Below are 21,408 nucleotides of genomic sequence, written 5' to 3'. Positions count from 1 at the left end.
CGTTTTTTGTTGTCTTTATCATCCCTATTACGCCGACAGCGCCTGCGATTGCATTCCATGTTGAACATTAAAAGCGGCTGGCGTCACGTTATCTTCATGGCCTCGTTGTAAAAATGCATTTCCAGCAGCAATGCCTGTACGATAATCTTGACGTAAATCAGCATCGGTACTGCCTAGCAATTTACTTTGCAAAGTATCATCAGCAAAAATTTGTACAATTTCGACATCAGCTGGCGGATTAGCCATAAACGCTAGCTCCTCTTGATATGCTTGTTCATGTTGTACTAAATAATCTATGGTTTTAGGGCAATACCCCGAGACACAAATCCACGATTTGAGTTTATGTACCCAAGCCGATTGTGCCTGAAAGTCTGCATTTACCGTGCGGATCACCACAATTTTACGCGCACCACGCTCATATGCTTCTCGTACAGGTAAAGGAGCCGCTAAACCACCATCTAAAAAGAAGTCTTCTTGCATTGGCTGTGGCAGCTCATCAGATTGATTCGCCGCATTTGACGCCAACCAGGGCGTTAACTTAACGCCCTGCTTATAAAGAAACGGTAATGCACTCGATGCTTTTAACAGCTCGCGCCAATGGCCTGAATCTTCGCTTGGGCTTAAAAAGTATCCTTGACGATCTCTTGCATTCGTTGCTGTGATCAATAATTGCCTTTGACCCAATGTTTTTGCCGCAGCGGAAAAATCTAACGCAAAGCTGCCACGGCTGGTTTGATCAAAGTACCAATCTAAATCCACCACATGACCACCAACAAGCCCTCTTCCAAGTTGATAGAAACGTTTGTGACGTGACAAACCACGGATTAAGCGTTTAGCGTAACCCTTTTGTCTTGATAAAAAACTGGTGAGATTTTGCGAACCCGCTGAGGTGCCAATAAACAGATCGAAAGGATCATATTCAGCGTCTAACCATGCATCAAGTACCCCTGCAGTAAAAATACCGCGCTGACCGCCACCCTCAGCAATTAACGCCGTCATTGGCTCTGATGCTTGCTGTGAAGAAGTGAAAGGTGGGTTGAGGTGGCTGTTCATAATTAACCTGATACTTGATTATTGATTATTGACTGTATAAGGCAAGTCTAAAGAACTGTTACAAAGATAGATAATGGATAGAATCAATTGTGTTAATAGGAAAAGGCAATCGATCATAATGGTGCGAGAAAAAAAATATCAAAAAGACAATGCAAAAAGCCCGTCATAAAGACGGGCTTTTCAGAATATGGCTGGGGTACCAGGATTCGAACCTGGGGATGCCGAGATCAAAACCCGGTGCCTTACCGCTTGGCGATACCCCAATTGTCTAATTTTATTATAAAACAGAAGATAAATCTATTTGACTAAATTTGATGGTACGGGAAGAGAGACTTGAACTCTCACACCTTGCGGCACCAGAACCTAAATCTGGCGTGTCTACCAATTTCACCATTCCCGCATCAAATTTTAACTTAGAGTATACTCAAATTTTATTAAGAGTAAACTTTGATTTCTACTGGCAATAACAAAGTACTTTGGTTAAGCCCTCATTCTACCGAGTAAAAATGGTAGCAATAGCGGGATTTGAACCTGCGACCCCAGCATTATGAGTGCTGTGCTCTAACCAACTGAGCTATATTGCCAAAGATGGCTGGGATACAAGGATTCGAACCTTGGAATGCTGAGATCAAAACCCAGTGCCTTACCGCTTGGCGATATCCCAATAATCTTTTTCTTACTTTATAAATGGCTGGGATACAAGGATTCGAACCTTGGAATGCTGAGATCAAAACCCAGTGCCTTACCGCTTGGCGATATCCCAATCAAACTTTTCTGAAATGCCCGCCTGAGCCAGCCTTTCTAATAAATGGTACGGGAAGAGAGACTTGAACTCTCACACCTTGCGGCACCAGAACCTAAATCTGGCGTGTCTACCAATTTCACCATTCCCGCACAACACTCTTGTTTTACATCTTGAGTAAGATGTGCAAAGTAATGGTAGCAATAGCGGGATTTGAACCTGCGACCCCAGCATTATGAGTGCTGTGCTCTAACCAACTGAGCTATATTGCCACTACTTTTTGCAATCCCTCTTGGCGAGGAACGGGGCGTATTATGCTTATTCAGGTTATCGAGGTCAACTGGTTTTTTTCGCTATTTTCATCAAATCGTCTTGTTCGGCTATAACTTCACCAAACTGGATGCCGAATCGACAAAATAAACTCAACTAACACGCCTAAATTCGCTTAACGCCCCTTTTACCGTCTTAAAAAAGCTTAAACGTTAAATAAGAAATGCATTACATCGCCGTCTTTAACGATATAAGTTTTTCCCTCTACACGCAATTTACCGGCTTCTTTTGCGCCAGCTTCGCCTTTGTAGGTAATAAAATCAGCATAAGCCATTACTTGAGCACGAATAAAGCCGCGTTCAAAGTCGGTGTGGATCACGCCAGCAGCCTGTGGCGCAGAGGCGCCAACAGGTACTGTCCAAGCGCGCACTTCTTTTACACCTGCCGTAAAGTAGGTTTGCAAGTTTAGTAATTCGTAACCGGCACGAATAACCCGATCAAGCCCAGACTCTTCAATGCCGAGATCTGCCATAAACTCGGCACGGTCATCAGCTTCCATTTCGGCAAGTTCTGACTCAATAGCAGCACACACAGGCACAACAACAGCATTTTCGTTAGCAGCAATGTCACGCACAACGTCTAAATGAGGATTGTTTTCAAATCCATCTTCTGCCACGTTAGCAATGTACATGGTTGGCTTCATGGTCAAGAAATTTAAGTACGCTACAGCGGCTTTTTCTTCTTTGGTTAAGTCCATTGAACGTAACATTTGGCCTTGGTCTAGCACTGGACGCATTTTTTCAAGTACGCTTACTTCAAACTTAGCATCGCCGTCGCCACCTTTAGCACGCTTGGCTTGACGTAAAATAGCTCGTTCACATGAGTCTAGATCCGCTAATGCCAGTTCAGTGTTAATCACTTCAATATCGCCAGCTGGGTCAATTTTATTGGCAACGTGAACAATATTTGGGTCTTCAAAACAACGTACCACGTGGCCAATTGCATCCGTTTCGCGAATGTTAGCTAAAAATTTGTTACCTAATCCTTCACCTTTCGATGCGCCGGCCACAAGGCCCGCGATATCAACGAACTCCATAGAAGTAGGTAAGATACGCTGTGGTTTAACAATAGCAGCTAACGCATCAAGACGTGCATCTGGTACTGGCACCACACCGGTGTTTGGCTCAATCGTACAAAACGGAAAGTTAGCCGCTTCAATACCCGCTTGTGTTAACGCATTAAACAGCGTTGATTTACCTACGTTTGGCAGACCAACAATGCCGCATTTAAAACCCATATGCTTACCTTTTATATATGTAGAATTATCCCGATGGATAATGATGTCGAATAAGGTGTTAAAACAAAACTTGCTGAGCTTATTCTGCTTTAAACGAATGTAATCTGTGCATGGCTTTCACCATGTCTTGTTTAAATAAAATCTCGGTTGAGCGCACAGCTTCATCAATAGCCGCATTGATGCGCTCTTGGTCAATGGCAGGCGCTCTGCCCAAAACGTAACCGCTAACCTTATTTTTATCGCCTGGGTGGCCAATGCCAATGCGCAAACGATGGAAATTTTTGTCGTTACCTAAACTGGCAATAATGTCTTTTAAGCCATTATGTCCGCCATGCCCGCCGCCTAATTTAAATTTGGCTACGCCGGGATCCATGTCTAATTCATCATGGGCCACTAAAATCTCTTCAGGCAGAATGCGGAAAAAATTGGCTAATGCGGCAACAGACTTACCGCTTAAGTTCATGAATGTCGTTGGGATCAATAAACGAACGTCTCTGCCGTGCAAAATAGCGCGTGCAGTGACACCAAAATATTTACTCTCTGCAACTAAAGGAACATTACAAATACGCGCGAGTTCTTGCACGTACCAAGCGCCAGCATTATGGCGAGTTTGTGCGTATTCAGCACCTGGGTTTGCCAACCCAACAATTAATTTAATGTTACTCATCACAACCTAGTCAGTTTATTTGCCAGTGACCACGTGTGCGCCTTCAACGCCATTTTGAAAGACCATTAACATACACATGATGCAAAACGCGGCATTTTAGCACTCAAATGGCTTGTCAACAAACCACAAGTTTAGCTCGCTATTAGGGTTAATTTAATCCCAGAGCGTACTTTAAGACTTTACGCTTTATGGGTGAGTCGATATTCGCCAGTTTAAGTGCACCATTACGTAATAGTTTTAATGGTAATAAGTCATTGCTGAAGCTGGCATAAAAAGCGTCCATCGCCGTCATCATTAATTGATTATCGTAATAGCGCGCCTGCTGATATCGCTTTAACACGGGGGCTTGCCACCAGGTTTCCCCCTTGCCTATTGCATTGGCGACTTGCGCCACCAGCACATCAACATCTTTAAAGCCAATATTAACCCCCTGACCTGCCAGTGGATTAATAGTGTGAGCGGCATCGCCAATAATCACGAGGTTATCCTGGTAATACCGCTGTGCATGACGTCGAGTTAAGGTAAAGCTGCCACTATTTTCAACGCTAAAATCTGCATCGAGTCTTGCTGGAAAATGCTGTTTAATTTGTTCAGCTAATTGCAGTTTGTTTAATTGCGATAGTTGCTTAATACGATTGGCATCGTCGTACCACACTAATGATGCGTTGTTGCCAGGTAATGGTAGTAAGCTTCTTGGGCCTGCTGGAGTAAATTGCTGCCAAGTAACAGATTGCTGTTCGGTTTGAGTGTGGATATTAATTAGCATTGCTGACTGGGCATAATCCCAACCTGTCACACCAATACCCGACCATTGACGCACTTGTGAATTAGCGCCGTCGGCACCAATAAGTAATCGAGTTGCCAGTTGGCTACCATCGTCTAAGGTGACTTCAATTCGTTGTTGTGCAGATTGGCGCTTAAATTGGCTTACCTTGTGAGGGCATAACAAATCAATGTTATCCATAGTGCGGATTTGCTGCCATAAACTTAACTGGATCAGGCGATTTTCAAAAAAATACCCCAAATGTGTTTGGCCAACTTGCTCGGCGGTAAAAGAGGTTAAGCAGCCGTCCATTTCCCAAGTTTCTAATCCTGTATATGGAGCATGACGCATGGTTAATAGCTGTTCCATCACGCCTAGTCGCGTGAGTAGCTGCTCTGATGCCACACTAATGGCTGATACACGTACATCTAATGGCTGTTCAGGATCATAAACATGTGGCTCACGCGCTTCAATAACAGCGACTTTCAACCCTAGTTGTCCCAGTCCAATGGCGGCCGCAGCGCCCACCATGCCACCGCCAACAATCACAGCATCGTATTCAGCTGAAGGTTGAGTATCCATAGCGTGAGGAATTTCTTGCATTGTGTCTACATCCATAAAGAGTAACTGATTGGCATTATGCCTAATCGATTAGTGATTTGCCGTATGAGTGCCTTAATTTGCGACATAGCGTAAAAAGCGAACTCACGAGTATAAAGTGGCAACCAGGATAACGTTTAAGCTTACGTCATCGGACTCTACAAACCCATTTACAATCCGATGATTATGCCCTAAATCCACAAATCACGGAAAGGTTGCGTTGCGTTAATCATGATTTAGCCCTAAGCCTGCTTTTAATGAGGCGGCGATAACACCGAAATAGAACAATAAAATTACGCTATTTATAAGTAGGTTGCCTAGCAACTTAAAACATTACTGTTTTTAGGGTTATCAAATAATTTACCGCTAAACAAGTGAAACTTGCACTAGTACTAGCCAGAGCGCCAGACAACAGGTAAAATATCGCGCTATTTTTACTGTTGTTTACCGGCGAGCACTGATGAGTAAAAAACTTCATATTAAAACCTGGGGCTGTCAGATGAATGAGTATGACTCATCTAAGATGGCTGATTTATTAGACGACTATCAAGGTTATACCTTGACCGAAGACGCGAGCGAAGCAGACGTATTACTGCTTAATACTTGCTCTATTCGTGAAAAAGCACAGGAGAAGGTTTTCCATCAGCTAGGGCGTTGGAAAACTTTAAAAGACAAAAATCCTAATTTAATTATTGGGGTTGGCGGCTGTGTGGCCTCACAAGAAGGTAAAGCCATTAAAGATCGCGCTCAATGCGTCGACATTATTTTTGGCCCACAAACCTTACATCGCTTACCTGAGATGATCGAACAGATCCAACGTGGCGAAAAAGCCGTTATCGATATCAGTTTCCCTGAGATTGAAAAATTCGACCGTTTACCAGAACCTCGTGCTGACGGTCCTACTGCGTTTGTATCGATTATGGAAGGCTGCAGTAAATACTGTTCATTCTGCGTAGTGCCATACACCCGCGGCGAAGAAGTGAGCCGTCCATTAGACGACATCATTCTTGAAGTAGCGCAATTAGCGGCTCAAGGCGTACGTGAAGTCAACTTGCTTGGCCAAAACGTTAACGCTTATCGCGGTGCAACTCACGATGATGAAATCTGTACCTTTGCTGAATTGTTGCGTTTAATCGCCTCAATTGACGGTATCGATCGTTTACGCTTTACCACTAGCCATCCGATTGAGTTTACCCAAGACATTATTGATGTGTACGAAGACACACCTGAGTTAGTTAGCTTCCTACATTTACCAGTACAGTCGGGTTCTGACCGTATTTTAACCCAAATGAAGCGCGGCCATATGGCGATTGAATACAAGTCAATCATTCGTCGTCTACGTAAAGCCCGTCCTGATATTCAAATCAGTTCTGACTTTATTATTGGCTTCCCAGGTGAAACGGCAGATGATTTTGCTGACACCATGAAGCTAATTGAAGATGTCGCGTTTGATCACAGCTTTAGCTTTATTTACAGCGCACGCCCAGGCACGCCTGCGGCTGATTTACCTGATGATGTCAGCGATGATGAAAAGAAACAGCGCTTAGCGATTTTACAAGACCGCATTACCCAACAAGCTATGCGTTACAGCCGCCACATGCTAGGCACTGTACAACGTATTTTAGTTGAAGGTCCTTCTGTAAAGAATCCAATGGAGCTTCGCGGTCGTACTGAAAACAGTCGTGTGGTCAACTTTGAAGCACCGCACACTCATATTGGCAGTTTTGTTGATGTGAAAATTGTTGACGTGTATACCAACTCATTGCGTGGCGAATTTATTCGTGGCGAAAATGAAATGGATCTACGCCGCAGTTTACGTCCGTCTGATATTTTAGCTAAACACAAACATGATGACGCTTTAGGTGTAACCCACTACAAGCCATAAATCAGCTTGATTGTGAATGCAGTAATAAAGGCGGCTAGTCCGCCTTTAATTTTGCCTAAAATTCGTCATATTATGGTAATTCAATAAAGACACTCGTAAACTGTTGGCATCAGACCGTCTGTTTATTTTTTTGCTGTTACCGACTAAGCACTGGAGCATTATTTGACCACTAAAGTCACCACCATGAACTTGTATCTCGAACCATCAGATACCCGCCGTTTAGCCTCATTATGCGGCCCATTTGACGACAATATCAAACAACTCGAACGTCGCTTAGGCGTTGAGATTATTCATAAAAATAATCATTTCACTATTGTCGGTTTGCCGCGTAACGCGCTAAATGCGAATAATTTACTACGTCAGCTGTATATCGAAACACAAACCGTTAAAGGCAGCACACCAGACTTAGAGCCCGAAGTGGTGCATTTAGCCATTCAAGAAGCCATTAATCTTGAAGCTGAGCAAGAAAACGATGACAGTATCGTGCACATCAAAACCAAACGTGGCGTGATTAAGCCGCGCACGCCCAATCAAAGCGTGTACATGCATAACATTACTCGCCACGACATCAGCTTTGGTATTGGCCCTGCCGGTACAGGTAAAACCTATTTAGCCGTTGCCGCCGCAGTCGATGCCTATGAACGCCAAGAAGTACGCCGTATTTTACTGACTCGTCCTGCGGTTGAAGCTGGTGAAAAACTGGGGTTTCTACCAGGTGATTTAAGCCAAAAAGTCGACCCTTATTTACGTCCGCTTTATGATGCACTGTTTGAAATGATGGGCTTTGAAAAAGTAGAAAAACTGATTGAACGCAGCGTGATTGAAGTTGCGCCACTCGCCTACATGCGCGGCCGCACTCTCAACGATGCATTTATTATTTTGGATGAAGCGCAAAACACCACGGTTGAACAAATGAAAATGTTCCTAACCCGGATTGGTTTTAATTCACGCGCGGTGATCACCGGCGACATTACTCAAATCGATTTACCTCGCAGTCAAAAATCAGGACTTCGCCACGCAATTGAAGTGCTAAGTGAAGTGCCAGAAATCAGCTTTAACTTCTTTGTCGCCCAAGATGTTGTGCGTCACCCCGTTGTGGCTCGTATTGTTGAAGCTTATGAAGCATTTGAGCAACAAGAGCAAATCGAAAAAGCGGCAAAAGAGCAAGCTTACCGTGAGCGCGAGCAAAAACGCCAACAACAAGAAAAACAGGAACCGGCCCAATGAGCCAGCAAGCCATAATGTTAGATCTTGACCTGCAAATTGCCGTTAATAACTCAACCATTCCGACTCAAGCAGAGTTTAAAACCTGGGTGCGCACAGCCATTGGCCAAACCATGCCTGAAGTTGAACTCACGATTCGCGTGGTTGAAATTGCCGAAAGCCAACAGCTTAACCTAACCTATCGCGGCAAAGACAAACCCACTAATGTATTGTCGTTTCCTTTTGAAGCGCCGCCAGAGGTCGAGCTACCACTTTTAGGTGATTTAGTGATTTGCGCAAAGGTAGTTGAACAAGAGGCTACCGAGCAAAATAAACCCTTAAACGCTCACTGGGCGCACATGGTCATACACGGCTGCTTGCATTTGCTGGGTTATGACCATATTATCGACGAGGAAGCCGATGAGATGGAGTCATTAGAGACCCAACTTGTTGAAGGCTTAGGTTTTTCAGACCCCTATAAGGAAGCATAAATAAACAAGGTATATCTGATAGATAGCCGTGTTTAGAAAAATATTATGAGTGACGATATCCCCCCGAGTACAAACGCCCACAAGAGAAGCTGGTTCGATAAAATTAACCAACTATTTCAGGGCGAGCCTCAAAATCGCGAAGACTTAGTCGACGTCATAGCAGGCGCAGAAATGCGTGACCTGATAACCGAAGACACTCGCGAAATGATTAAAGGTGTATTAGAGGTCTCCGACCTGCGTGTGCGTGACATCATGATCCCGCGGTCACAAATAGTAACCATCCAAATCGACTGTAGCGTCGAACAGCTGTTAGAAACAGTTATCGACTCAGGTCATTCTCGCTTCCCAGTCGTCAATGAAGACAAAGATCATATCGAAGGCATATTGCTGGCCAAAGATTTGATTAAATTCGGCTTCAAACAGTCAGACGACCCTTTCACACTTGCACAAGTTATCCGCCCAGCCGTGGTAGTGCCAGAAAGTAAGCGCGTTGATGTACTGCTGAAAGAATTCCGTTCACAACGTTATCATATGGCCATTGTGGTTGATGAATACGGCGGGGTATCAGGTCTTGTGACTATTGAAGATATTTTGGAAGAAATCGTCGGCGAAATCGAAGACGAATTTGACCACAATTCAGTTGAAGACACCGAAATTAAAAAACTCAGCAATACGGTCTTTATGGTTAAAGCGTTAACCGAAATTGACGACTTTAACGAAGCCTGTGGCACCCACTTTAGCGATGAAGAGTTCGATACCGTTGGTGGTTTAGTCTCACACGCCTTTGGTCATTTGCCTGAGCGTAACGAAAGTATTGTTATCGACAATATTGAATTCAAAGTCATCAATGCAGATAACCGCCGTTTAGTGCAACTTCGTGTTAAGCTACCCGACCCTAACATCAGCGAAGAATTCGACGACTAAATCGTGTTAAAAAATCAACTTCTATACTCATCCTTGAGTATTGTCAGTCTGGTGACAGCATTTATTGCTGGCGCCAGCACTGCATTATCTTTTGCGCCTTATGAAATCTGGGCCGCTTTCCCACTCGCACTGACTTTTGCACTATGGCAAAGCCAATCATTAACCGCTAAACATAGCCTGTATTACTGGTTAAGCTTTGGTTTTGGTTGCTTTGTTGTGGGTATCAGCTGGGTTCATGTCAGTATTGACACCTTTGGTGGTATGCCCATTGTAGTATCAATGACATTGATGGCTATTCTGGCGCTGTATTTAGCCATTTACCCTGCTCTGTGTGGTTATTTACTCAATAAACTATCTAAAACACGTAAACACGCGTTATCCCCATATTTAACCTATTTAGGCTTATTCCCTGCATTATGGGTCTTAACAGAATGGCTAAGAGGTTGGGTATTAACCGGATTCCCGTGGATATGGGCAGGTTACAGCCAAACACTTGGGCCATTAAGTGAACTAGCCAGTTTTATTGGCGCGCTTGGGCTGAGCTTTATTGTGGCACTGGTCGCAGGTGCGTTACTGTTATTGACGCAAAAGCGCATTTTGCCAGTGTTAATCATTATCCCAATACTGGCGTTAAGCGCATGGGCAGCCCCACAGTTAAACCCTATCGCACCAAGTGGAAAATCAGTTAAAGTTGCATTGGTACAAGGCAATATTCCCCAAAGTATGAAATGGGAGCCCGATGCATTATGGCCAACCATGCTCAAATACATGGATCTCACTCGTGCCCAGTTTGATGATACATCCAGCGTTGATATTGTCATTTGGCCTGAGGCCGCTATCCCCGCACCAGAAGCCATGGTGGAAGACTTTTTAGCTAATGCTAACCAGGTTGCCAACATCAATAATATGGCCATCATCACTGGTATTATTAGCCACCAGCAACAAGACTTTTATAATTCGCTAATTGTATTGGGTAACCATAATCAAAAGCAGCAAACAGGTGCTGATTACCTTGGCAATGGCGCAAATGAATTTAAAAAACACCATTTGCTGCCTATTGGTGAGTTTGTACCTTTCGGTGACTTACTGCGTCCCATCGCGCCGTTTTTTAATTTACCCATGTCATCATTCCAACGTGGCGATTACACACAAAAAAACCTCACCGCTGTGGGTTACCATATTGCGCCAGCCATTTGCTATGAAATAGTGTTTCCCGAGCAAGTTAGAGCCAGTGTAACCAATCAAACAGACATGCTATTAACGGTTTCAAACGATGCCTGGTTTGGCGCATCTAACGGGCCATTACAGCACATGGAGATAGCCCAAATGCGCGCTATCGAAATGGGTAAACCACTGTTACGTGGCACCAACAATGGCGTCACCGCTGTCGTTGACCCCCATGGCCGTATTACCGATGCGATTCCGCAATTTGAAACTGGCGTACTGGTGACAAATGTTGCGCTTTACAAAGGCGAAACCTGGTTTAGAAAAATCGGTCAATTACCTTTGCTAATCTTATGCGGCTTACTGTTATTGATGGGCGTGGTCAATTATGTACGTAAATAACCCACATAAATGAACAGCTACGATAAATAGGTTATCTCATTGAGGTAGCCTATTTTTTTATCTTAAATTTTGCCGTCCTGTTAATCATCGGTTAAATATTGAACTATATCCATCTAGACATCGTAATAACCCTTACAAAACAAATGGAGGTTATTATGCAACTGTCAGAAATCAAGCTAGCCATTAGCCAGCAAGCGCTACACCCAACCATCATCAGTTACGCCGATTCAAATCATTACTTACTTGGAATAGAAGATGAGCAAGGAAACTTTAAAAGTGCTCGTGATAAAACAGGCAAGTTAATGAGCCTTAATTCCATTACACAAGCAGAAGCATTGCTTAAACAGCAAGGGATCCATTACGCCATGATACAAATTCAGACGGCGTATGATGAAATGATCGGTAACAGCAGCACACAACATTGCCGTTACCGAGTCGAGTTTTAAGCGAGCAATCGATGATTATGGTGTCAGTGGTTCACGAGAAAATTCATCATAATCACATTTAGGGCAGTCGGGGATAACACCAGGGAAATCGATTTGCATTTCGTGACCGCACTTATTGCATGTCAGCTTACCTTGATTAATGATTTCCCCAGATTTATAAACCCCATGATGCTTAAAATCTTGTAATAGTTCATGCCATTCAACCTGGCTTCTGTCGGTAATTTCACTAAGCCATTGCCATAATGTATTCTCAATGCCGATAACCATCGGACTTAAACTCAAATTGTCTTCGTTTTTCTCATTTAAAAAGTTGGCAATGTCTCGCTTTAAAAATTCTTCTACTAAAGCTAACTCTTCTTCATCGGCATTTAATTTTAGTTGTAGATAGGCTTTTCCTTGAGTGACTGACTTAAACAAACTTTTAGCAGTCAATGAGTTATCTTGATCGAACTTGGTTTTAACCTGTTCAAATAGTGATTGATACAAGGCTAATAGTGCTGAACTTTTTCCACTCATAGGTAATACTCCTTAATACGCACCTTTTTAATAGATCACTTCTGGTTTATTCTATGCAGTTATAAATCGCGCTGTTGAGCGTTAGATCAAACAATGGGCGGCATGGCCGGAAATAGATTGATGCAAGAGCAATATAATCCCTCAGAAATTGAAGCCTTAGTGCAAACGCACTGGCAAGAACATAAAACCTTTGAAGTCACTGAAGATGAAAGCAAAGAGAAATTCTATTGTCTTTCTATGTTTCCGTATCCTTCAGGCCGTCTTCATATGGGCCACGTTCGTAACTACACCATAGGTGATGTTGTAGCACGATATCAACGTTTGCAAGGTAAAAATGTTTTGCAACCGATTGGTTGGGACTCATTTGGTCTGCCAGCTGAAAACGCCGCGATCAATAACAAGACCTCACCTGCGCCGTGGACATACGAAAACATCGACTACATGAAAAACCAACTTAAGTTATTAGGTTTTGGTTATGATTGGAGCCGTGAAATTGCCACCTGTACGCCTGAATATTATCGTTGGGAACAGTGGTTTTTCACTAAGTTGTATGAAAAAGGCCTAGTGTATAAAAAAACCTCATCAGTAAACTGGTGTCCAAACGACGAAACCGTACTGGCTAACGAGCAAGTACAAGACGGTTGTTGCTGGCGCTGTGACACTGAAGTGGTGCAAAAAGAAATTCCACAGTGGTTTATTAAAATTACTGACTACGCTGAAGAGCTGCTTAACGACATCGACACATTAGATGGCTGGCCTGAACAGGTTAAAGCCATGCAACGTAACTGGATTGGTCGTAGTGAAGGTATCGAAATGACCTTTGCTGTAGCAGGCAGTGACGACAGCTTTGATATCTATACCACCCGCCCTGATACATTAATGGGCGTGACCTATGTTGCCATTGCAGCTGGTCACCCACTTGCAATACAAGCCGCTGAAAACAATCCGCAATTAGCTGAGTTTTTAGAAGAATGTAAAAACGCTGACACCACCGAAGCCGCCATGGCCTCTATGGAGAAAAAAGGCGTTGCAACCGGCTTCAACGCAGTTCACCCAATTTCAGGCAAACTTGTACCAATTTGGGTCGCTAACTTTGTATTGATGAATTACGGCACCGGTGCGGTAATGTCAGTGCCTGCACATGATCAACGCGATTATGAATTTGCGAAAAAGTACAACTTAGCCATTGAAGCGGTCATTAAACCACTTGAAGGCGAGTTAGACGTTAGCAAAGAAGCCTTCACCGACAAAGGCGTGGTGTTTAATTCTGGTGACGCTTTCCCTGAATTAGACGGCCTAGCGTTTCAAGCAGCATTTGATGCTATTGACGCGCGCTTAACCGCTGAAGGTAAAGGTAAGCGCCAGGTGAATTACCGTCTACGTGATTGGGGTGTTTCTCGCCAGCGTTACTGGGGTGCACCGATCCCTATGGTTACTTTAGCTGACGGCACTGTTATCCCTACACCAGAAGATCAACTGCCAGTGATTCTGCCAGAAGATGTGGTAATGGACGGGATTCAAAGCCCAATTAAAGCTGATAAAGCGTGGGCAGAAACCACTGTCGACGGTCAACCAGCACTGCGTGAAACCGATACTTTTGACACCTTTATGGAGTCATCTTGGTACTACGCACGTTACTGTAGTCCGCATGCAGATGAGATGTTAGATCCTGCTAAAGCCAACTACTGGTTACCTGTCGATCAATACATTGGCGGTATCGAGCACGCGTGTATGCATTTGCTTTACTTCCGTTTCTTCCACAAGTTATTACGTGATGCCGGTTTAGTTAACAGTAATGAGCCCGCGAAACAGCTATTAACTCAAGGCATGGTACTGGCAGACGCTTACTACTACACCAATGAAAAAGGTGCCCGAGTATGGGTATCACCTTTAGACGTAACAGTAGAAGAAAAAGACGATAAAGGCCGTATTCTTAAAGCGGTAGACAGCAAAGGCAATGAACTGGTTTACACCGGTATGAGCAAGATGTCTAAGTCAAAAAATAACGGTATTGACCCACAAGTAATGGTCGAAAAATACGGTGCTGATACCGTCCGTTTATTTATGATGTTCGCATCACCTCCAGAGCTGACACTTGAGTGGCAAGAGTCTGGCGTTGAAGGAGCACACCGCTTTATTAAGCGTTTCTGGAAATTGGCTAGTGACCATGTTACTGCCGGCCCGACAGAAGCACTTGATGTCAGCAAGCTAAATGCTGATCAAAAAGCCCTTCGCCGTGAGCTACACAAAACGATTGCAAAAGTCAGTGATGACATCGCGCGTCGTCAAATGTTTAACACCGCTGTTGCCTCAGTAATGGAATTGATGAATCATTTGCTAAAAGCACCACAAGAAAGCGCACAAGACCGCGCCTTACTTGCTGAAGCGCTATCAGCAGTGACACGCTTACTTTACCCAATCGTGCCGCACATTGCCTTTACCGTGTGGAAAGAACTGGGTAACCAAAGCAACATCGAAGACAGCCGCTGGCCAGAAGTTGACGAGTCTGCATTAGTTGAAGACAGTAAACTGATTGTGGTTCAAGTGAACGGTAAAGTCCGTGCAAAAATCACCGTAGCTGCCGATGCATCTAAAGAAGATGTGGAAGCTCTCGGCATGAGTGATGAGCATGTACAAAAACACACTGAAGGCTTAAGCATACGTAAAGTGATTTACGTGCCAGGCAAACTGTTAAGCATTGTGGCTAATTAATCGTTAACCACAACGGCAAAAACCTGTGGGAGTGAGCAACTCTCACAGGTTTTAATGTTAACCATGTCAATATACAAGGATGCCTCCCCTCACTATGCTAGCCAAAAAAATCTGTTTAGCCATAATGACCCTGGTGCTACTGACCACTGCCGGTTGCGGTTTTAAACTACAACGCAGTTACTCAATTCCTGCTGAATTAGCCGAACTGCACTTAAGCAGTAGTGACGAATACAGCGAATTAACGCGTTTAGTCCGTGACAGATTGCGTATTAACCGTATCAGCCTTGTTGATGCTGCAGAAAAAACACCTACGCTTCGATTAATCAACGACTCACTTGAACGCGCTACCCTATCACTTTACCCAACCGGTAATGTGGCAGAATACGAACTCATCTATTTGGTCCATTACTCAGTTACGCTTCCGGGAGAAGAGCCACAAGAGTTTGATACAGAAATCCGCCGAGATTACCAAGACGATCCACGTACCGCGTTGGCAAAAAGTCGTGAGATGGAACTACTTGTAAAAGAGATGCGTGTACAAGCGGCTGACTATATTATTCAAACCCTGGCATCGATTGGAGCGCAATAATGCGCGTGTACCCCGATCAGCTAAAACAACACCTAAAAACGTTACCTGATTGTTTTTTATTATTTGGTGATGACCCGTGGCTGATTGAAAACAGTAAGCAGCAAATTTTAGCTGCAGCTAAAAAACAAGGTTTTGAAGAACGGGTACAGCTCAGCCAGGAGACCGGTTTTAATTGGGGAGAATTAACCCAAGAATGGCAAGCCATGAGTTTATTTGCCAGTCGACGCATCATCGAATTAACCTTACCGCAAGGTAAACCGGGTACAGACGGTGCAGCTGCATTTCAAACCCTGTTACAACATCCCAATCCAGATATGCTATTGATTGTGCAAGGCCCTAAGGCCAGTGCAGAACAAAGCAACAGTAAATGGTTTAAGTCGCTCGATGCTAAAGGTATTTACCTACCTTGTACCACGCCCGAAGGCAAACAATTTGAACGCTGGCTCGATAGTCGTATCGCCCATTACAGCCTTACCGTACATCATGACGCCAAAGCCATGTTATTTACTTTGTTTGAAGGTAACTTATTAGCCGCAGAGCAAGCAATGCAAATGCTGCAACTACTGAGCCCGAAGCAAAACATTACCCCTGAGCAACTCAACGAATACTTTGAAGATCAATCACGTTTTAGCGTGTTTCAATTGTGTGATGCCATATTGGCAAACCACCAAAAACAGGCACAACACATGTTGGCACAGTTACAAGCTGAAGGGACTGCGATGCCAATATTAATGTGGGCTCTATTCAAAGAGATTAATTTGCTACTTACGCTCAAACTCGCCCAGCACAATGGCGAGCAACTGAATCAGTTATGGGGTAAACATCGAATTTGGGACAAACGTAAACCGTTATTTCAAGCGGCACTGACACGTTTAGATCTCGACCATATCGAGCACATGCTCGCTTTTGCTTCCAAGCTTGAATTAAACCTGAAACAAAAAGGCATAGAAGACTGGGTTGGCATTAGCCATCTGTGCATTTTATTCGACCCGCGCGCCCACAATCGATTGGCGCACATAGAATTAAGTGATTAGCGTTAACCTACAATAAAGGACAACACATGCGAATTGGTATATTGGGCGGCACCTTTGATCCCATTCACCTAGGACATATCAATCCGGCCTTAGACGTCAAACAACAACTCAATTTAGACCAGGTATGGTTAATGCCAAACCATATTCCACCGCATAAAAATACTACTATGGTCAGCAGCTTTCATCGCCTTGAAATGGTCAAGCTCGTGTGCCAGCATTATCCTGAGTTTCAATTATGCGATATCGAAATCAATCGTGATACCACATCCTATAGTGTCACCACCCTGACCTTATTGACTCAAGAATACCCACAACATGAGTTCTTCTTTATTATGGGAATGGACTCATTTATCCAGTTGCCGCTGTGGTATCAATGGCAATCGCTGTTTTCATTGTGTCACATTGCATTATGTCAACGCCCTGGATGGGCTATGGACGCCCATAGCGAAATGGCCAAGGAACTGCTATTTCGGCAAGCAACCATCAATGATGCAAATCAATCACACCAGACTAAACACGGAAAAATATTCAGTGTAAACAGTCAGCTCATTGATATTTCATCAACAGATATCCGTCAACGATTACAGCAACACGCCGACACACAATCCTTATTACATCCATCGACACGCGACTATATTGAACAACATCAGCTTTATCGATAATTCCAAAGATTAATTTAGCGCGGATTAAATAAGCTTAATTGCGCATTCACAGTGAATTTGAGTATAATACTCCGTTAATTTTTACTAATGAGGTACATCGCGTGCAAGGCACCGAGCTAAAAGATTTCGTTATCGATAAAATCGATGATTTAAAAGCAAAAAACATCACTGTTTTAGACGTGTCTAAACAGTCAACCATCACAGACACCATGATCATCTGTACTGGTACTTCTAAAACTCATGTTCGTTCAATCGCGGAGCACGTTATCGTTTCAGCAAAAGATGCTGGTGAACAGCCTCTTGGTGTTGAAGGTCGTGACAGCAGCGAATGGGTACTTGTCGATTTAGGCCCCGTGATTTTGCATGTTATGCAAGAGCAAACTCGCGATTATTACGAGCTTGAAAAACTGTGGTCTGAACACAGCGCCTAATGAAGTTACAGCTTATTGCCGTTGGCACCAAAATGCCTGACTGGGTTACCCGAGGTTTCGAAGAATATCAACGCCGTTTTCCAAGAGACATGGCATTGGAACTCATTGAAATTCCTGCGGGGAAACGCGGAAAAAATGCAGACATCGCCCGAATCTTACATAAAGAAGGCGAATTAATGCTAGCGGCGGTAGCCAAAGGTAACCATATTGTTAGCTTAGATTTACCCGGTAAAAACTGGACAACGCCAGACCTTGCCGAGCAAATGACAAAGTGGCAATTAGACGGTAGAGATGTCAGCTTGCTGATTGGTGGCCCAGAAGGACTCTCACCTGCTTGTAAAGAGGCGGCCAACCAAAGCTGGTGTTTATCAGCCCTCACCCTACCTCACCCTTTGGTCAGGGTTATTGTTGCCGAAAGTCTCTACCGAGCGTGGAGCATTAACAACAACCATCCCTATCACAGAGAATAAGCCATTGGCGTAGATAATTAAGCATATCGATAATGATTATCATGCAATGCTTTTTTTCATATACATCAGCTGATACAGTGATCTCTTTTATTCAACCTTCCATTTGATAACGACGGGGATAGCATAAGTGCCGCCAAAAAAGCGCATTACCATGCATGATCACGCCGCAGAAGCAGCGCTATTTAAACGTCGTGCATTGTTTACGTTTATTTGCGTTTTCGGCTTACTTTGCTTGCTGTTTTCCAATCTTTATCATTTGCAAGTCGTGTCTTACAAAGACTACGAAACCCGTTCAAATGACAATCGGATCCGTGTGGTACCAACAGCACCTAGCCGCGGCCTTATTTATGACCGCCATGGTGTATTACTGGCCGAAAATCAACCTTATTACTCACTCGAGTTAATTCCAGAAAAAGTCTCCGACGTAAATGCGACCCTTGATGAGTTAAACAAACTGATTGAACTCAGCACCGATGAGCGCGAAAACATTACCGAATCGCTGAAGTTTCACCGTCGTTTTAAACCGTTGACCATAAAAAATAAATTAACTGAAGAGCAAGTGGCGACTTTCAGTGTTAACCAATATAAATTTCCTGGACTCTATGTTGAGGCAGGCCTAAAACGTCATTATCCGTACAACGAACTCATGACGCATGTACTAGGCTATGTTGGCAAAATTAACACCCGCGATAAAGCGCAACTTGAAAAAAGCCAGCAATGGAAAAACTACGCCGCCACCAAAGATATTGGTAAACAAGGCATAGAAAAATACTATGAAGGTTTACTTCACGGTATTCCTGGTCACCTTGAAGAAGAAGTGAATAACCGTGGCCGAGTGATCCGCACGTTAAAAGTCACTCCACCACTTCCGGGTCAAGATATTTACCTCACCCTAGATTTAAAACTACAACAAAAAGCCATGGAGTTATTGGCCGGTCGCCGAGGTTCGGTTGTCGCACTCGACCCAAGAGATGGTGGCGTATTAGCCATGGTATCGAGCCCATCGTACGACCCAAACCCATTTGTGCATGGCATTAGTGGTAAAGCCTATGCCGATTTATTAAATGACAAATCACGCCCATTGATTAACCGTTCAACCCAAGGCCAGTACTCACCCGCATCGACCATCAAACCACATGTGGCGTTACTCGGCTTAGAAGAAAAAATCATTAACGAACGCACCAGAGTATGGGACCCAGGTTACTGGCAAATGCCCGGTGTTGAGCGAAAATGGCGCGACTGGAAAAAATGGGGCCATGGCTGGGTCGATGTGTATCACGCCATTGTCGACTCATGCGACATCTACTTTTACGATTTAGTCTATAAAGTCGGTATCGATAAAATGGCTACGTTCATGGAGCCGTTTGGCTTTGGTAAAAGTACCGGCATCGATATTTTTGAAGAATCAGACGGTGTGATGCCATCAAGGGACTGGAAACGCATGCGTTATAACCAGCCTTGGTATAATGGTGACACGATTTCTGTCGGTATTGGTCAAGGTTACTGGACATCGACACCACTGCAATTAGCTAACGCGGCAGCCATTATGGCAAACAAAGGTAAGCGTTTTACCCCGCACCTATTAAAGTCATTTAAAAATAATACCGTAAAAATTGACACCCCCATTGATGAGCAGGCGCCAATTGAGCTTAAAAATGAGCGCAACTGGGACATCATTAATGAGGCCATGCGCCAAACTGCAGACAAATCTCGCTTTACTGATGCAACCTATACCGCCGCAATGAAAACCGGTACTGCGCAGGTATTTAGTGTCGCCAAAGATCAAAAATACGATGCAGATAAAATAGCCGAACACTTACGCGATAACGCATTAATTATTGCTTATGCTCCCTACGAAAACCCACGCATTGTATTGGCCGTGGTATTGGAAAATGCGGGTTGGGGTGGCGCAAACGCAGGCCCATTAGCAAGGGCATTACTCGATGAGTATATTTTACGTGACGAATGGGCAATAAAACCTTGAATAATCATCCACACCAACAGTCATTTTGGCAAAAGATACACATAGATGTACCACTCCTGAGCGGCATTTTAGTGCTCATGCTATTCGGTTTATTTGTGATTTATTCGGCCAGTGGCGAAGATCCAGCCATGATGGAACGCCAATTAGTGCGTATGTCATTATCGCTTGGCGTCATGTTCTGTTTTGCGCAAATTAACCCTGAAATATTAAGGCGTTGGGCGTTACCGATTTATTTGGCTGGTGTGGTGCTATTAGTGGGAGTGGAGTTATTTGGCACCATAAATAAAGGCGCACAACGATGGTTAAACCTAGGGTTTATGGAGTTTCAACCATCGGAGCTTATCAAACTTGCCTTCCCAATTACGATGGCCTGGTACATCAGTAAATTCCCATTACCACCCAAAAAACGCTACCTTGCTGGCGGCGTGGTCATATTACTGATCCCCACCTTACTGATTGCTAAACAGCCCGACTTAGGCACCTCGATTTTAGTTGCTGCATCGGGTGTATTTGTGCTGTTTATGTCGGGGATGAGTTGGCTGATTGTCGGTGGTGCTGTCACTGCGGTGTTATTATTTTTGCCCGTGTTGTGGTTTTTCTTAATGCACGACTACCAACGTACTCGGGTATTAACCTTATTTAATCCAGAGCAAGATCCGCTCGGCGCGGGTTATCATATTATTCAATCAAAAATTGGTATTGGCTCTGGCGGTATTTGGGGTAAAGGTTGGCTTAATGGAACTCAGTCACAATTAGAGTTCTTACCAGAGCGGCACACCGACTTTATTTTTGCCGTTATCGGTGAAGAGTTTGGCTTAATAGGCAGCTTACTTTTGCTGTCGATGTATTTATTTGTGATTGGTCGAGGCCTCATTATTGCCTCGCAAGCGCAAACCAGCTTTGCACGCCTATTAGCAGGTAGCATTACATTGACATTTTTTGTATACGTTTTTGTTAATATTGGTATGGTATCGGGTATTCTGCCCGTAGTTGGCGTGCCACTCCCATTGATTAGTTATGGCGGAACCTCCATGCTAACCTTAATGACTGGATTTGGCATTTTAATGAGCATTCAAACACATAGACGATTTGTCGACAGATAG

General features: G+C 43.9%; 19 protein-coding genes and 7 tRNA genes. 14 read left to right on the top strand and 12 right to left on the bottom strand.

From position 1 onward, the window contains the following. Positions 1 to 27: 27 nt before the first annotated feature. The 11 genes from GQA99_RS11695 to GQA99_RS11645 all read right to left on the bottom strand — a co-directional run bounded on the left by GQA99_RS11695 (position 28) and on the right by GQA99_RS11645 (position 5,410). On the bottom strand, positions 28 to 1,053 hold the full coding sequence (locus GQA99_RS11695) for a patatin-like phospholipase family protein (protein ID WP_160054060.1): 1,026 nt from the start codon (positions 1,051 to 1,053) through the stop codon (positions 28 to 30). A gap of 188 nt (positions 1,054 to 1,241) precedes the next feature. Next, positions 1,242 to 1,316 (bottom strand) — tRNA-Gln (locus GQA99_RS11690). A 52-nt stretch (positions 1,317 to 1,368) separates the two neighbouring features. Further along, positions 1,369 to 1,453: transfer RNA gene (locus GQA99_RS11685), tRNA-Leu, on the bottom strand. A 107-nt stretch (positions 1,454 to 1,560) separates the two neighbouring features. Next, positions 1,561 to 1,637, bottom strand: a tRNA-Met gene (locus tag GQA99_RS11680). Between the two features lie 5 nt (positions 1,638 to 1,642). Beyond that, positions 1,643 to 1,717: transfer RNA gene (locus GQA99_RS11675), tRNA-Gln, on the bottom strand. A gap of 24 nt (positions 1,718 to 1,741) precedes the next feature. Continuing rightward, a tRNA-Gln gene (locus tag GQA99_RS11670) sits at positions 1,742 to 1,816 on the bottom strand. Positions 1,817 to 1,862: 46 nt separating this feature from the next. After that, positions 1,863 to 1,947 (bottom strand) — tRNA-Leu (locus GQA99_RS11665). Between the two features lie 43 nt (positions 1,948 to 1,990). Next, positions 1,991 to 2,067: transfer RNA gene (locus GQA99_RS11660), tRNA-Met, on the bottom strand. Positions 2,068 to 2,270: 203 nt separating this feature from the next. Continuing rightward, positions 2,271 to 3,362 (bottom strand): redox-regulated ATPase YchF, encoded by a 1,092-nt coding sequence (ychF, locus tag GQA99_RS11655; protein WP_160054059.1) that lies wholly within the window; start codon positions 3,360 to 3,362, stop codon positions 2,271 to 2,273. A 79-nt stretch (positions 3,363 to 3,441) separates the two neighbouring features. Next, entirely contained in the window at positions 3,442 to 4,029 is a 588-nt protein-coding gene (pth, locus tag GQA99_RS11650) for an aminoacyl-tRNA hydrolase (protein ID WP_160054058.1), read from the bottom strand. Between the two features lie 148 nt (positions 4,030 to 4,177). Further along, on the bottom strand, positions 4,178 to 5,410 hold the full coding sequence (locus GQA99_RS11645; RefSeq protein ID WP_160054057.1) for an FAD-dependent monooxygenase: 1,233 nt from the start codon (positions 5,408 to 5,410) through the stop codon (positions 4,178 to 4,180). Positions 5,411 to 5,852: 442 nt separating this feature from the next. Between GQA99_RS11645 and miaB the strand changes: the two genes are divergently transcribed. From miaB to GQA99_RS11615, 6 genes are all read left to right on the top strand, one after another. Next, complete coding sequence (gene miaB, locus GQA99_RS11640) at positions 5,853 to 7,277, top strand: tRNA (N6-isopentenyl adenosine(37)-C2)-methylthiotransferase MiaB (protein WP_160054056.1); 1,425 nt, start codon at positions 5,853 to 5,855, stop codon at positions 7,275 to 7,277. Between the two features lie 162 nt (positions 7,278 to 7,439). Further along, on the top strand, positions 7,440 to 8,504 hold the full coding sequence (locus GQA99_RS11635; RefSeq protein WP_160054055.1) for a PhoH family protein: 1,065 nt from the start codon (positions 7,440 to 7,442) through the stop codon (positions 8,502 to 8,504). Next, entirely contained in the window at positions 8,501 to 8,971 is a 471-nt protein-coding gene (gene ybeY, locus GQA99_RS11630) for an rRNA maturation RNase YbeY (protein ID WP_160054054.1), read from the top strand. Before GQA99_RS11635 ends, ybeY begins: the two co-directional genes overlap by 4 nt. Positions 8,972 to 9,016: 45 nt before the next feature. Continuing rightward, on the top strand, positions 9,017 to 9,895 hold the full coding sequence (gene corC / locus GQA99_RS11625) for a CNNM family magnesium/cobalt transport protein CorC (protein WP_160054053.1): 879 nt from the start codon (positions 9,017 to 9,019) through the stop codon (positions 9,893 to 9,895). A gap of 3 nt (positions 9,896 to 9,898) precedes the next feature. Further along, positions 9,899 to 11,461 (top strand): apolipoprotein N-acyltransferase, encoded by a 1,563-nt coding sequence (lnt, locus tag GQA99_RS11620; protein WP_160054052.1) that lies wholly within the window; start codon positions 9,899 to 9,901, stop codon positions 11,459 to 11,461. Positions 11,462 to 11,616: 155 nt separating this feature from the next. Beyond that, positions 11,617 to 11,907, top strand: a complete 291-nt coding sequence (locus GQA99_RS11615; RefSeq protein WP_229785871.1) for a DUF6482 family protein — start codon at positions 11,617 to 11,619, stop codon at positions 11,905 to 11,907. Between the two features lie 15 nt (positions 11,908 to 11,922). Here the strand turns inward: GQA99_RS11615 and GQA99_RS11610 are convergent, their stop codons facing one another. After that, the gene (locus GQA99_RS11610; RefSeq protein ID WP_160054051.1) at positions 11,923 to 12,423 is read right to left on the bottom strand and encodes a zinc ribbon-containing protein; all 501 of its coding nucleotides are present in this window, start codon (positions 12,421 to 12,423) and stop codon (positions 11,923 to 11,925) included. A gap of 120 nt (positions 12,424 to 12,543) precedes the next feature. On the opposite strand from GQA99_RS11610, the gene leuS reads away from it, so the two are divergent. From leuS to rodA, 8 genes are all read left to right on the top strand, one after another. Then, positions 12,544 to 15,135 (top strand): leucine--tRNA ligase, encoded by a 2,592-nt coding sequence (leuS, locus tag GQA99_RS11605; RefSeq protein ID WP_160054147.1) that lies wholly within the window; start codon positions 12,544 to 12,546, stop codon positions 15,133 to 15,135. Positions 15,136 to 15,229: 94 nt separating this feature from the next. Beyond that, on the top strand, positions 15,230 to 15,724 hold the full coding sequence (locus GQA99_RS11600) for an LPS-assembly lipoprotein LptE (protein WP_160054050.1): 495 nt from the start codon (positions 15,230 to 15,232) through the stop codon (positions 15,722 to 15,724). Beyond that, entirely contained in the window at positions 15,724 to 16,758 is a 1,035-nt protein-coding gene (gene holA / locus GQA99_RS11595) for a DNA polymerase III subunit delta (RefSeq protein WP_160054049.1), read from the top strand. Before GQA99_RS11600 ends, holA begins: the two co-directional genes overlap by 1 nt. Before the next feature lie 26 nt (positions 16,759 to 16,784). Beyond that, a complete protein-coding gene (nadD, locus tag GQA99_RS11590) occupies positions 16,785 to 17,420 on the top strand; it encodes a nicotinate-nucleotide adenylyltransferase (protein ID WP_160054048.1) in 636 nt (211 codons plus the stop codon). A 101-nt stretch (positions 17,421 to 17,521) separates the two neighbouring features. Next, complete coding sequence (rsfS, locus tag GQA99_RS11585; RefSeq protein ID WP_160054047.1) at positions 17,522 to 17,851, top strand: ribosome silencing factor; 330 nt, start codon at positions 17,522 to 17,524, stop codon at positions 17,849 to 17,851. Beyond that, a complete protein-coding gene (gene rlmH, locus GQA99_RS11580) occupies positions 17,851 to 18,321 on the top strand; it encodes a 23S rRNA (pseudouridine(1915)-N(3))-methyltransferase RlmH (RefSeq protein ID WP_160054046.1) in 471 nt (156 codons plus the stop codon). The genes rsfS and rlmH overlap by 1 nt, the downstream gene beginning before the upstream one ends. A gap of 127 nt (positions 18,322 to 18,448) precedes the next feature. Further along, a complete protein-coding gene (mrdA, locus tag GQA99_RS11575) occupies positions 18,449 to 20,305 on the top strand; it encodes a penicillin-binding protein 2 (protein WP_160054045.1) in 1,857 nt (618 codons plus the stop codon). Continuing rightward, positions 20,287 to 21,408 carry a rod shape-determining protein RodA gene (gene rodA / locus GQA99_RS11570; protein ID WP_373291432.1) on the top strand — a complete coding sequence of 374 codons (1,122 nt, stop codon included), beginning with the start codon at positions 20,287 to 20,289 and terminating at the stop codon, positions 21,406 to 21,408. Before mrdA ends, rodA begins: the two co-directional genes overlap by 19 nt.

This window comes from Shewanella litoralis, assembly GCF_009828585.1.
GTDB lineage: Bacteria > Pseudomonadota > Gammaproteobacteria > Enterobacterales > Shewanellaceae > Shewanella > Shewanella litoralis.
Note: the sequence above shows the minus strand (reverse complement) of the source record. Positions and strands in the feature narration are given on the sequence as shown.

What these genes read in the sequence shown, in the direction of transcription:
- holA (WP_160054049.1), top strand. Translation starts at nt 15,724, where the DNA reads ATGCGCGTGTACCCCGATCAGCTAAAACAACACCTAAAAACGTTACCT.
- leuS (WP_160054147.1), top strand. Translation starts at nt 12,544, where the DNA reads ATGCAAGAGCAATATAATCCCTCAGAAATTGAAGCCTTAGTGCAAACG.
- GQA99_RS11645 (WP_160054057.1), bottom strand. Translation starts at nt 5,410, where the DNA reads ATGGATGTAGACACAATGCAAGAAATTCCTCACGCTATGGATACTCAA.
- rlmH (WP_160054046.1), top strand. Translation starts at nt 17,851, where the DNA reads ATGAAGTTACAGCTTATTGCCGTTGGCACCAAAATGCCTGACTGGGTT.
- miaB (WP_160054056.1), top strand. Translation starts at nt 5,853, where the DNA reads ATGAGTAAAAAACTTCATATTAAAACCTGGGGCTGTCAGATGAATGAG.
- GQA99_RS11695 (WP_160054060.1), bottom strand. Translation starts at nt 1,053, where the DNA reads ATGAACAGCCACCTCAACCCACCTTTCACTTCTTCACAGCAAGCATCA.
- corC (WP_160054053.1), top strand. Translation starts at nt 9,017, where the DNA reads ATGAGTGACGATATCCCCCCGAGTACAAACGCCCACAAGAGAAGCTGG.
- GQA99_RS11610 (WP_160054051.1), bottom strand. Translation starts at nt 12,423, where the DNA reads ATGAGTGGAAAAAGTTCAGCACTATTAGCCTTGTATCAATCACTATTT.
- ybeY (WP_160054054.1), top strand. Translation starts at nt 8,501, where the DNA reads ATGAGCCAGCAAGCCATAATGTTAGATCTTGACCTGCAAATTGCCGTT.
- nadD (WP_160054048.1), top strand. Translation starts at nt 16,785, where the DNA reads ATGCGAATTGGTATATTGGGCGGCACCTTTGATCCCATTCACCTAGGA.
- pth (WP_160054058.1), bottom strand. Translation starts at nt 4,029, where the DNA reads ATGAGTAACATTAAATTAATTGTTGGGTTGGCAAACCCAGGTGCTGAA.
- ychF (WP_160054059.1), bottom strand. Translation starts at nt 3,362, where the DNA reads ATGGGTTTTAAATGCGGCATTGTTGGTCTGCCAAACGTAGGTAAATCA.
- GQA99_RS11615 (WP_229785871.1), top strand. Translation starts at nt 11,617, where the DNA reads ATGCAACTGTCAGAAATCAAGCTAGCCATTAGCCAGCAAGCGCTACAC.
- rodA (WP_373291432.1), top strand. Translation starts at nt 20,287, where the DNA reads ATGGGCAATAAAACCTTGAATAATCATCCACACCAACAGTCATTTTGG.
- GQA99_RS11600 (WP_160054050.1), top strand. Translation starts at nt 15,230, where the DNA reads ATGCTAGCCAAAAAAATCTGTTTAGCCATAATGACCCTGGTGCTACTG.